We start from the raw sequence: 11,954 nt of genomic DNA on the forward strand, positions 1-11,954 counted from the left end.
TTCCGGCATGCTCACGGCATGTCCCCGCGCATCGACCCGGTCCTTCCCATCGTGTGGCGCTCCCCCACCGAACTGCAGTTCGGCGCGGCCCCTCGAGTCGTGCTGCACGATCCGGGCGCGCTCGAGACCGGGCTCATCTCGGCACTGCGCCACGGCGCCTCGGCGTCGACCCTCGAGACCATCGGCCTCGCACTCGGCGGCACGCACGAGGGCGTCGCGGCGCTCCTCGAGCTGCTCGAGCCGGCATTCGAGCAGGCGGCCGAGCCGGCCTTCGGGCCGACCTTCGAGCCTGCGCGCGAGCGGGCGACGGATGCCGCGGCATCCGCTGGTTCGCGACACCGCGTCGCCGTCGACGCACCTCGAGAAATCGGCGATCGCCTCGGCGAGCACCTCTCCATGCTCGGCTACGAACCGGTGCCGGCCGCCGACGCCGAGCCCGAGGGCACGTCGCTCGCGGTCGTCGCCGCGACGTGGGTGATCTCCCCCGCGCGGCACCTGCCGTGGCTCCGCGCCGACGTGCCGCACCTCGCGGTCGTGTTCGACGACGAGGGCACGCGGGTCGGGCCGCTCATCGAGCCCGGCGACGGACCGTGCCTGCGCTGCCTCGAACTTTCGCGGCGCGACGAAGACCCCGCGTGGCCGGTGATCGCCGCCCAGCTCGCCGGTCGCACAGCTGCGAGCTGCACGCCGAGGGCCGTGCACGACGCCGCGGCACTCGTGGCGTCGCTCGTCGACGACCGCCTCACGCAGTCGCGAAACCCCCTGCGGGGCGCCTCGATCAGGCTCGGGAGCCCGGGCGAGTCCGCGACGCCGACGCGGCACCCGTGGCATCCCGAGTGCGGGTGCCGAGCTCCTGCAGGAAGCGCGACGGCTCCCGTTCGCCTCGATACCCGCCGCCCTGCCGCGGCCAGCTCAGCTCGAGGCGCCGCCGTGCCCGCGTGATGCCGACGTAGAGCAGTCGCCGCTCCTCGTCGATCGCGTCGAAGCTCTTCGCGTAGGCGATCGGCAGCATGCCCTCGGTCAGTCCGACGATGTAGACGTGGTCCCACTCGAGGCCCTTGGCCGAGTGCATCGTCGCGAGGGTCACGGCGGCGACGGTCGGCTCGTGCTGTGCCTCTGCCCGAGCACGGAGCTCGTCGGCGAACACGCGGAACGTCGTGCCGGGCGGCGCATCGTCGACGAGCCGGGCGATCGCGTTCAGCGACTCCCAGCGAGCTCGAACGGCGCCGGGGCCGTCGGGCGCCTGCGCGGTCCAGCCGAGCGCGCGCAGCACGTCGCTGACCGACTTGAAGAGCGGCTCGCCCACGACCGTGAGCGCGGCGGCTCGCAGCGCATGCACCGCCTCGCGCACCTCGGGCTGGTCGAAGAAGCGCGACGCACCGCGCACCCGGGAGGCCACCCCGACCTCGTCGAGCGCCCGCTCGAGGATGGCCGTCTGCGAGTTCACGCGCATCAGCACGGCGATCGACTCGGGCGCGGCGCCCGCGTCGATGCTCGCGCGGATGCGGGTCGCCACCCCGCGCGCCTCGGCGAGGTCGTCGGCGTACTCGGTGATGGAGGGCTCGCCGGCTGGCTTCGGAGCGTTCTGCGGCTTCCGCGCACCCGGCGACGTGGCGGGCGACGACGACGGCGGCGGCCCCGCGGCATCCGGAGCCTCGGTCGCGGTGACCGCCTCGAGCCGCAGCGCACCCGCGCGACCGCGCATGAGGCGGTTGGCGGTGTCGACGATCTCGCGGCTCGAGCGGTAGTTGCGCTCGAGGCGCACGACGGTCGCCCCCTCGTAGCGGCGCTCGAAGTCGAGCAGGTAATCGGCGCTCGCGCCCGCGAACGAGTAGATGGTCTGGCTCGCGTCGCCGACGACGCAGAGGTCGCGGCGACCGCCAAGCCAGAGGTCGAGCAACTGCTGCTGCGCGGGCGAGACGTCTTGGTATTCGTCGACGATGAAGTGCCGATAGCTCTCGCGCACATGCATGGCGACGGATGCCTCGGACTCGATCATGCCCGCCATCGCGAGCAGCACGTCTTCGAAGTCGAGCATGCGGCGCTCGTCTTTCAGCGACTCGTAGGCGTCGACGACCGCGAGGAACTGCTCTGCGGTGAGGTTGCCCGGCGCACCGCGGGTGGCGAGCCGCGTGGCGTAGCTCTCGGGGCCGGCCCCCGAGACCTTGCGCCACTCGATCTCGGCCGCGACGTCGCGCAGCGTCGCCGTGTCGACGCGCACCCGGGCGCGCTCGGCGGCCTGCCCGAGCAGGCGCCCCTTGAATTCGAGTACCCGAGGCGCGCCGCCGCCGACGACGATCGGCCAGAAGTGGTTGAGCTGCGCGAGGGCGGCCGCGTGGAAGGTGCGCGCCTGCACGGCACCCGCGCCGAGCGCCCGGAGGCGCGCCCGCAGCTCGGCGGCCGAGCGCGAGGTGAAGGTCAAGGCCATCACCCTGGCGGGGTCGTAGGTGCCCGACGCCACCCCGTAGGCGATGCGGTGGGTGATCGCCCTGGTCTTGCCGGTGCCGGCGCCCGCGAGCACGCAGACGGGCCCGAGCAGCGCTTCGGCGGCGACGCGCTGCTCGTCGTCGAGCGCGTCGAGCAGGGGGTCGGAGGCGGTCACGACGTCGACCATGCGAGCCCAGCCCCCTCGGTATCGAGGGGGGCGCCGTACCAGCGCTCGAGCAGCCAGCGCGCGATCGAGATGCCTCCCGGCAGCCCGATCTCGGCCTGGGCCGCGACGATCTCGTCGCGTGAGAACCAGCGCAGCTCGAGGATCTCTTCGCCGTCGGGCACCGCCGACGAAGGTACCGTGCCCTCGGCAATGCGCGCCGTGAACCCCAGCATGAGGCTCGCCGGGAACGGCCACGGCTGCGAGGCGACGTACTCGACCCGGTCGACGAGCACGCCCGCCTCCTCGGCGATCTCTCGCACCACGGCGGCCTCGAGCGCCTCGCCCGGCTCGACGAAGCCCGCGAGCAGCGAATAACGGTTCTGCGCCCAGAGGGCGTTCGATCCGAGCAGCACGCGATCGTCGTCGTCGGTCACGAGCACGATGACGGCAGGGTCGGTGCGCGGGAAGTGCAGGCCGTCATCGGCGATGCAGCGCCTCGCCCAGCCGGCCTGCACGACCGTCGTCTCGGCTCCGCACCGCGGGCAGCGACCGTGGCGCTCGTGCCAGTTCGCGAGTGCGACAGCCTCGACGAGGAGGCCCGCGTCGCGATCGCCGAGCGTTGCCGCCGCCTCGCGGAGCCCCTGCCACCTGGCCGCCTCGGGTTCGATGCGCCCCGCGGCATCCGCGTCGAAGACCCTCAGCTCGAAGCGAGCGCCGGCGTCACGACCGAGATAGCAGCGCAGCACCGGCTCGGGGAGCTGCTGCGGTCGGGCGAGCAGCAGTGCGGGCGCCGAACCGTCGACGCGCTCGGCGAGCAGCGCCTGCCCGCGATGCACCACGACGACCCGCGTCTCGGGGTCGGCGTCGAGCGACGCCGCGAGTTCGGGGTCGGCGCGCGACGCGGCATCCCGGTCGATCGTCGAACGCGCGAACACCGGTGATGTCGGTTCGATCACGTGCCACCCCTCGATGCCGGGTCGGAGTCGGAGTCGGCCGGAAGGCGTGGCGGTCGCCCGCAGCCGCGAGTTGCCTGCTTAAGCTGAATGCCATGGCCAGACCTCCTCTCACTCTAGCCGCGTTGGCCACGGCGGCGGTGCCCGGACTCGAGGTGCGAGCCGTGCGTGCCCACTCCCGCAAGAGCCACGGCGCGTACGACGCGGTGCTGCTGCGCACCACCGACGATCGCATGCTCGTGGTGCGCGTGCCCCGCTCGCAGGCCGCCGAATCCGAGCAGTCCGCCGACCTCGTGGCGCTCCGTGCGCTCACCGCCGGCATCCGTTCCCGCCTGCCCTTCGCGATCCCCGAGGTCGTCGGCCAGGCCCCCATCGACGGCACCCGCGCCGTCGTCACGACCTTCGTTCCCGGTGCCGTGCGCTCCGCCGACGAGCTCACCGAACACGACGGCATCGCGACCTCCGTCGGCCTCGCCCTCGCCGCCGTGCACGCGCTGCCGACGGGTTTCATCACCGACGCGGGCCTGCCCCGCCAGACCGCCGACGAGGCGCACGACGCCGTCGTCGAGCTCATCGGACGCGCCGCCGACACCGGTCACCTGCCCGCCGCGCTGCTCCGGCGCTGGGAGGAGGCGACCGACGACTCCGCACTCTGGCGGTTCCGCCCGACCGTCGTCAACGGGGCGCTGGCCGCCGACTCGCTGCTCGTCGACGGCGAGACCGTGACGGGCCTGATCGGCTGGTCGGCGCTCGCGCAGGGCGACCCCGCCCGCGACCTGCACTGGCTGCTCACTTCGAGGGGTGCCGCCGCCGAGCGTGCCCTCGACGCGTACTTCGGTGCTCGCGCCGGCGAGGCCGACGGCCACCTGCCGCAGCGCGCGCTGCTCTACGGCGAGCTCGAACTCGCCAAGTGGCTGCTGCACGGCGTCGAGGCCCGCGACGACGCGATCATCGCCGATGCCGTCGGACTGCTCGACGGTCTCGTCGAGAGCGTGCACGACCGCTCGAGCGAGCCCCTCTCCCCCGAGACCGGGCCGATTCTCACCGTCGGCGACGTCGAGCGCATGCTCGACGAGACCCCGCGCGACGGCCTGTCGCGCGAGGCGGGCGGGAGCCTGCTCACCGACAGCTACGACTTCTCCGAGCTCGAGCGGCGCGAGGCAGGTGAGCGCGACACCGCGCCGTTCGACGCGACCGCGCCCATTCCGCTCGACCTGTCGGACTGGGGCGACGCCTCACCCGCGTCGACATCGGCAGAACCCTCCGACGGTCAGCGCGACGCCGCCGCCGCCGACACCGACGCGGATGCCGCGACCGACGCCCAGGCCCGTCGCAACGCCGCCTCGTCGTAGATGGCGTCGGGTCTGATGACCTGATCGTCTTCGACGAAGTAGAAGACCGCGTCGATCGCGTCGGGGTCGACGCCCGCCCAGTTCGCGTAGGCGAGCCGGTAGAGCGCGAGCTGCGTCTGCTTCAGTTCGAGGTCGTGCGCGTCACGCGGTGCCTTGCCGGTCTTCCAGTCGACGACCTGGTGACGGATGCCGCGGCGCCCGAGTTCGCTCGAGGGATCGACCTCGAACACGGCGTCGAGCTTGCACACGAAGACGTTGTCGCCGATAGGCAGATGCAGCTCGATCTCGACGGCCGAGGGCTTGCGCCCGCCCCACTCCGAGGCCTCGAACGTGGCCTGCAGTTGCCGGAGCCGTTCGGCGGTCGGATCGGCGACCCGTTCGTCGATCGGGATGTCGAGCTCGGCGTACACCTCGAGACCGTCGAGAGCATCGATGGCGGCGGCCTCGAGTTCACCCGTCGAGCGCTGCTCGACCCACTGGTGGAACAGCGTGCCGATGCGGGTCGCCCGGTAGGGCCGCTGCGGCATCGGCCGGCGCAACTGCGCGGCGACGGCTGCGGGGTCGTCGACGTAGTCCTTGAACCGTGAGGCGGGCACGCGCACTGGCACCTCGGCGGTGCCCGGCCCCTCGGCACGACGGCGGCGTTCTTCGAGCAGCAGCCGGATGCGGTCGGCGAGCACCGGCCCGATGCCCTCGCCGCTCGGCCGCGCCGCGGCGGATCGCACGGCCTCCGCCGCCGCGGTCACGGCGTGGTGCCGTGCGCCGAGCGGGTCGAGCGGCCAGCGCACGCGTTCGGTCGAGCCCGCCCTCGGATTCTCGTCGTGCTCGGGCGCCCCGGGCAGCACGCCGGGCTCGATCACGCCGGCCGTCACGAGTTCGCGCAGGAACGGGCTCGGCTTGCGCGGCGCCTTCTGGCTCGCCCACCACGACCCGGTCAGCAGCAGGTCGCTGCGCGTCCGCGTGAGCGCGACGTACGCGAGACGCCGCTCCTCTTCGGCATGGCGCTGCTTGTTCTCTTCGGCGAAGTCCCCGACGGCGCGGTCGAAGTCGGCCTGGCTCTGCACGCCTCGCCACTGGAGCTCGGGCAGCTCGTCGGCATCGCCCTTGAACTCGTTGGGGAGCTCCCCGAACGACAGCCATCCCTTCGACGAGCGCGGCTTCGACGGCAGCTCGTCGTCGACCATGCGCGGAATGGCCACGACGTCCCACTCGAGGCCCTTCGACCCGTGGATCGAGAGCACCTGCACCGCGCCCGGCTCGGGTTCGTCTTGGCGGGGTGCGAGGCGGTCGCGCTGCTCGGCCTCGGTGAGCCAGCCGAGGAAGGCACCGAGCGTGGCGTGCTCCGACACCTCGGCGAAGCCCGCGAGCAGCTCGTCGAACGCCTCGAGGCTCGGCGCACCGAGCGGTTGCGAGGAGTTCGCGGCGACCTCGATGTCGAGCAGCAGCTCTTGCTGCACGAGGCTGACGAAGTCGACGAGGCCGAGCCCGGCCCGGCGACGCAGCGACTGCAATTGCGCGCCGGCACGCCGCATGCGGGCGAGCCCGACCTCGCTGAACGCGGCGAGCGCCGAGTGCGAGTCGGGCGCGACGAGCAGGAAGTCGAGGGCGTCGACGATCGAGGGCGACTCGTCGGGAGCGATCGAGGCACGAAGACCTGCGCGCACCTCATCACCGAGTCGCCTCGTCGAGAGATCGCGATCGGCGAGCCATTTCGCGAGCGAGTGCAGCGCGGCGAGATCGGCCGGGCCGATGCGCCAGCGTGCGCCGCCGAGCACCCGCACGAGCTCGGAGCCTGCTGTCGGGTCGTTCAGCACCCGCAGCACGCAGACGAGGTCGGCGATCACCGGCTGGTCGAGCAGGCCCGCCATACCGAGCACGTGCACTGGCACGCCTCGGGCTCGCAGCGCCGCGGTGAAGATGCCGACGTTCGCGAACGTGCGGCAGAGCAGCGCACCGCTTCGGGCGCCCGACTCGGGCGCCGCGCCCCGCTCCGCCCGACCGAGACGTTCGGCGAACCATGAGGCCACGAGGTCGGCCTCCTGCTCGATCGTCTCAGCCCACGCGGCTTCGAGTCGGCCGGGCTGGGCGAACGGCGATGCGCCGAGCGGTGCCTTCGGAATGCCGGCGTCGAGCGGCAGGATCAGCGTGTTGGCACCCTCGAGCACGATCTTCGGATTGCGCCAGCTCGTCGAGAGGTCGTAGACGGCGGCGTCGCCCCCGGGTGCGAAGTCCCGGCCGAAGCGTGCGAGGTTCGCGGCACTCGCGCCGCGCCATCCGTAGATCGACTGGTCGGGGTCGCCGACCGCCATGACCGACTGCTCGCCGAACAGGGCAGAGAGCAGGCGGGTCTGCACGACGCTCGTGTCTTGGTACTCGTCGAGCAGCACGGTGCGGTAGCGCTCGCGATGCGCGGCGACGACCTCGGGATGGCGTTCGCAGATCGCGAGGGCGAGGGCGACCTGGTCGGAGAACTCGACGAAGCCCTGCTGCTGCTTCGCGTCGGCGTATGCATCGGCGAGCTCGAGGAGCGGCGGCAGCGCCCCGACGATGCCGAGGGCGTCGATGAACGACGCGAAGTCCGTGCGCTTGCGCGGAGCCTCGATGGGCAGCCCCTCCATGGCGAGGAAGTCGCGGGTCATGGCACGCACGTCGCGGCTGTCGGCGACGTTCTCGGCGAGCGCGCGGCTGAGCGAGAGCACGGCGCCCGTGACCTTGTCGAGCGAGGCGTCGAGCTCGACGAGCCGCGGGTCGGCTGAGGCCGCCACGACCGAGCGCGCGAGCTGCCAGGCGGATGCCTCGCCGAGCACGGCCGCGTCGGGCTCACGGCCGATGAGCATCGCGTGCTCGCGGTAGATGGCGCTCGCGAAGGCGTTGTAGGTGCCGACCGACGCCGACTCGAGTGGGTCGAGCGAGACGTCGGCGATGCCGAGCGAGACGAGCTGGGCGATGCGCTCGCGGATGCGCTCGGCGAGTTCGCCCGCGGCCTTGCGGGTGAAGGTGAGCCCGAGCACCTCGGGCACGGCGACGTGACCGTTCGCGAGCAGCCAGACCACGCGGTTGGCCATCGTCTCGGTCTTGCCGCTGCCTGCGCCGGCGACGACGATGCTCTGGCCGCGCGGGTCGGCCTCGATGACGGCTCGCTGCTCGGCGGTCGGCGCATGCAGGCCGAGGCGCGCGGCGATGTCGGCGGCGGCGATGCCGGCTGCCGCCGCACCCACGGGAGCCGTCGTGCCCGCCGCGGTCACTCCGTCCGCCGCGCTCATGCCGACACCGCCGGCACGAGGTGCACGCGGTACTGCCAGCCGCCGAACCTCGAGCGGTACCCGAGCTCGGCGGGCCCCTCGAACTCGCTGCCTGACATCGTGCGGGCCACCTCGCCGAGTCGCTCGCGGAACGCCGCCGCGGCCTCGTCGTCGAAGGGCTGTTGGGCGCGCTCGGTGAAGGCGTTGCCGCGCGTGGGTTTGGCGAGGTAGACGAGCTTCGCACCGCCCAGGGTGCCCTCGTTCGGCACCTCGCCCGCTCGAGCGGCCAGCTGGTAGGCGGCGAGCTGCGGGTGAGCGGCCGTCTCGGCGGCCGAGGGCGGCGTTCGCCCCGTCTTCAGGTCGACGATCACGGTCGTGCCGTCGGACGAGGCCTCCACCCGGTCGATCGTGCCCGAGATGCGCACGCGATCGACGATGAGCGTGAAGCGCCCCTCGGCTCCCAGCAGCACCTTGCCGTCGTCGACGAAGTTCGCGAGGTAGTCGGATGCCCCTTCGGCCATGCGCCGCGTGCCGCGACGCTCGCGTTCGGCCACCCAGCCGGCTTCGAAGCGAAGCTCGCGCCAGCGCTCCTCGACGGCGGCCCACAGCGTCTCGATGCTCGTGTCGCCGTCATCGCGGGCGCCCGCCTCTTCGACCACGGCGTGCACGATGGTGCCGATCGAGGCGGCGAGACCCGACGGCGGCGAGGCGACGTGGTCGATGAACCAGCCGAGCGGCGACTCCTCGGCCCGGTCGATCTGCGATGGCGAGACCGAGACGAGCGCCTCGGGGTCGCCGTCGAGGTCGACGAGCGGCGCGGTGGTCGACGGCTCGGCGAGCCCGTACCAGTCGTCGGGGTGGGCGCCGGGCACCCCTTGCTCGGCGAGCAGCGCGAGGGCGGCCGGAGCCTCGCCGCCACCGGAGCTCGTGGCCTCCTCGCGGAGCGCTCCGACGAGACCTCGCAGGTGCAGCGGGCGACGCCTGGTGGTCTTGATGCGCTCGCTCGCGTACCCCATGAGCATCGACGGCTGCTCGTCGTCATTCGCCGTGCAGCTCAGCACGAGCTGCCGGCTCGCCCGGGATGCGGCGAGCACGAAGAGGCGCAACTCGTCGCCGCGCACGGAGGCGCGTGCCTCGGCGACCGACTCGGGCGCGGGAAGCGGCGCACCTGCGCGTGCCGCCCCGACGACGCGCGGCAGCAGCGCCGCGTGCAGCAGGGTGCCGCGGGGCCGCAGGTTCGGCCAGACGCCGTCTTGCAGGCCTGCGATCACGACGACCTCGAACTCGCGGCCGATGACGGCGGGCGGCGTGGTCACCACGACGGTCTCGGCCGAACGCTGCGGCGCGAGGGAGTCTTCGGGCAGCTCGCTCGCGAGCACCTCGTCGACGAATCGGGCAGCCGGCGCATCGGGCTCACGTTCGACGAAGCGCTGCGCGGCGGCGAAGAGGGCCACCGCGGCGTCGAGGGCGCGGTTGGCCTCTTCGGCCAGTACGCCCGTGCCGGCGGCCTGCGCGGCCCACTCGGCGGCGAGCCCGCTGCCCTCCCAGATCGACCAGAGCACCTCTTCGATCGTGCCGCCGCGCACGGCGACGCCTCGCGCCGTCGCGAGCAGCTTCGCGAGCCTGGCCGCGCGGCGTGCGGGCGCGGCGTCGATCGTCTCGAACCCGCCGGGTGCGCCGAGCGCCTCGACGAGCAGTTCGTCGGCCGTGCGCGAGCCCTCGTTCGCGAGCTCCTCGTGCCGCAGCGCGAGTCGCAGCCGTCGAAGGCCGACGCTGTCGAGACGGCCGATCGGCCCGGTCAGCACGGTCACGGCGAGCTCGGGCGTGAGCGGTTCGCGGTCGAGCACGAGCGAGGCGACCGCGAGCAGCGCTGCGGCGGCCGGAGCGTCGCGCAGAGCGGTGCGCGCGGCGTTGCCCGTGGTGGGCACGTCGGCGAGCGCGAGACCCCGCTCGAAGGCGGGCACGTCGCCGCCCGAGCGCAGCACGACGGCCATCGACGACCACGGCACTCCGTCGAGCAAGTGGCGTTCGCGCAGCACGGCCGCGACCGCCTGGCACTCGGCCGCGTGCGACGGCGCCTCGATACCGAGCACCGGTGAGAGCGGGTCGGCCCCGGCGTCCGTCGGCGGCGGCGACGCGACGGCCGAGCGGTGCGTGCCGCCGAGGGCGGTGCCGATGTGCCCGCTCACCGACTGCACGATCGCTCGCAGCTCGGGCCGGCCGCGGTGCACGACGGGCAGCTCGACGCGCTGCACTGAGCCCGTGCCGAGCACCGAGCCGAGGGAGCCGAGCAGCTCGGCGCGACCGCCGCGGAATCCGTTGGAGGCGACATCGGGGTCGCCGAGCGCGATCACCGTGACGCCGCGCGCCGCGAACGCCCCGAGGAGCGCGGCGGTCGACTCGGTCGCCTCCTGCGCGTCGTCGACGACGATGAGTCGCACCCGTGCGAGCAGCCCGAGGGCCGCCTCGGCCGAGGCATCCGTCGTGCTTCGTCGCACGATCGCCGCCGCGAACGCGCCGAGTTCGGAGGAGTCGTACTGGTTGGGTCGCAACTGCGCCTTGACCTCGTCGTACTCCTCGAGGAAGGCCGCCGCGGCGACCCACTCGGGCCGGCCGGTGCGCTCGCCGAGCGCGGCAAGCGCGGGCCCGTCGACCCCGTGCTCGACGGCCCGCATGAGCAGGTCGCGAAGCTCGGAGCGGAACCCCCGCAGCACGCGCACCTCGGGCGTCAGCGGGTCGGGCCAGACGGGCCCGAACCCGTCGCGGATGCCGCCCTCGAGCAGCTCGCCGATGATCTGGTCGTGCTCGGCACCGGTGAGCAGGGTCACGGGCGCACCAGTGAACGCGCGCACGAGCTGGAAGGCGAGCGAATTCGCGGTGCGGGCGAGCGGCCCCCGTGTCGTGACACCGAGCCGCACGGCGAGCCGGTCGCGCAGCGCGGTCGCTGCGACACGCGTCGCCGAGAGCACGAGCACCTCGTCGGTGGCGTGGCCGAGGCGCTCGATGCGGTCGGCCACGAGCTCGATCGCGAAGGTCGTCTTGCCGCTGCCCGGGGCTCCGAAGACGGCCACGTGCTCGTCTGCCGCGAGCCTCGAGACTGGGGCGTCGGATGTCGCGGTGACCTGCATGCCGGCAACGCTAACGGGTTCCGCCGACAGTGAACCTGCACCGGCCCCGCGAGCCGGTGTCGTAGGGTTGGCGAAAGAGCAGAAAGGCGTACCGTGGACGTTCGCATCGGCATTCAGAACTCCCCCCGTGAACTCGGTTTCGAGACTTCGCAGTCAGCTGCGGAGGTCGAGCAGGCGGTCGCCGCGGCCCTCGCCGGCCAGTCGCCGCTGCTGACCCTCACCGACGACAAGGGCACCCGCTACGTCGTGCCGTCGGCCGCGCTCGCCTACGTCGAGATCGGTTCAGAAGAGTCGCGTCGCGTCGGATTCGTCGCCTGACATGGAGCTCATCTTCGTCGTCGTCGGCGGCGCCATCCTGGGCCTCGCAACGCAGTTCGTGGTGCCGCTCCGGCACCTCCGCGGCGTGGCCGTGGGTTCGGCGATCGGTGCCGGCGTCGCCGCCGTCGTGTGGGTCGTGCTGACCTGGCTCGGCTGGCCGTGGGACGGCGGTTGGATCTGGGTCGTCTCGCTCGTCGCCTCGGCACTCGTGCCGGCAGCGGTGCTGTACCTCATCTCGCCGCGACGTGAGCGAGCGGATGCCGCGCTCTTCGAGCGCCTCTCCCGCCCGGGCGCGGGCGCAGCGAGCGCCTGACGCGACCGGGCCACTGCGCTGCTCGGCCGTGAGTCCGAGCACGCTCAGGCCCTGA

At 73.1% G+C, this 11,954-nt stretch carries 7 protein-coding genes; 3 read left to right on the plus strand and 4 right to left on the minus strand.

From position 1 onward, the window contains the following. Nucleotides 1-778: 778 nt before the first annotated feature. Together VPH61_RS12040 and nudC are read right to left on the minus strand one after the other, a co-directional pair. The gene (locus VPH61_RS12040; RefSeq protein WP_332063722.1) at nt 779-2,614 is read right to left on the minus strand and encodes an ATP-dependent helicase; all 1,836 of its coding nucleotides are present in this window, start codon (nt 2,612-2,614) and stop codon (nt 779-781) included. Then, entirely contained in the window at nt 2,599-3,549 is a 951-nt protein-coding gene (gene nudC, locus VPH61_RS12045) for an NAD(+) diphosphatase (protein ID WP_332063723.1), read from the minus strand. Before nudC ends, VPH61_RS12040 begins: the two co-directional genes overlap by 16 nt. A 161-nt stretch (nt 3,550-3,710) precedes the next feature. Between nudC and VPH61_RS12050 the strand changes: the two genes are divergently transcribed. Beyond that, complete coding sequence (locus tag VPH61_RS12050; RefSeq protein WP_332063724.1) at nt 3,711-4,898, plus strand: phosphotransferase; 1,188 nt, start codon at nt 3,711-3,713, stop codon at nt 4,896-4,898. On the opposite strand, the gene VPH61_RS12055 is transcribed toward VPH61_RS12050, so the two are convergent. Further along, nucleotides 4,817-8,161, minus strand: a complete 3,345-nt coding sequence (locus VPH61_RS12055; RefSeq protein WP_332063725.1) for an ATP-dependent DNA helicase — start codon at nt 8,159-8,161, stop codon at nt 4,817-4,819. The genes VPH61_RS12050 and VPH61_RS12055 overlap by 82 nt on opposite strands. Continuing rightward, nucleotides 8,158-11,268, minus strand: coding sequence for a PD-(D/E)XK nuclease family protein (locus VPH61_RS12060; RefSeq protein WP_332063726.1), 3,111 nt, complete (start codon nt 11,266-11,268; stop codon nt 8,158-8,160). Before VPH61_RS12060 ends, VPH61_RS12055 begins: the two co-directional genes overlap by 4 nt. A gap of 93 nt (nt 11,269-11,361) precedes the next feature. Between VPH61_RS12060 and VPH61_RS12065 the strand changes: the two genes are divergently transcribed. Together VPH61_RS12065 and VPH61_RS12070 are read left to right on the plus strand one after the other, a co-directional pair. After that, the gene (locus VPH61_RS12065; protein WP_056014418.1) at nt 11,362-11,586 is read left to right on the plus strand and encodes a DUF3107 domain-containing protein; all 225 of its coding nucleotides are present in this window, start codon (nt 11,362-11,364) and stop codon (nt 11,584-11,586) included. Nucleotide 11,587: 1 nt separating this feature from the next. Next, the gene (locus VPH61_RS12070) at nt 11,588-11,899 is read left to right on the plus strand and encodes a hypothetical protein (RefSeq protein WP_332063727.1); all 312 of its coding nucleotides are present in this window, start codon (nt 11,588-11,590) and stop codon (nt 11,897-11,899) included. The last annotated feature ends 55 nt before the right edge of the window (nt 11,900-11,954 follow it).

Origin of the sequence: Agromyces sp. CCNWLW203 (assembly GCF_036576125.1) — a bacterium.
Taxonomy (GTDB): domain Bacteria; phylum Actinomycetota; class Actinomycetes; order Actinomycetales; family Microbacteriaceae; genus Agromyces.

Excerpts from the sequence above, each read along its gene's own strand:
- VPH61_RS12040 (WP_332063722.1), bottom strand. The coding sequence starts at position 2,614 with ATGGTCGACGTCGTGACCGCCTCCGACCCCCTGCTCGACGCGCTCGAC.
- VPH61_RS12055 (WP_332063725.1), bottom strand. The coding sequence starts at position 8,161 with ATGAGCGCGGCGGACGGAGTGACCGCGGCGGGCACGACGGCTCCCGTG.
- VPH61_RS12060 (WP_332063726.1), bottom strand. The coding sequence starts at position 11,268 with ATGCAGGTCACCGCGACATCCGACGCCCCAGTCTCGAGGCTCGCGGCA.
- VPH61_RS12070 (WP_332063727.1), top strand. The coding sequence starts at position 11,588 with ATGGAGCTCATCTTCGTCGTCGTCGGCGGCGCCATCCTGGGCCTCGCA.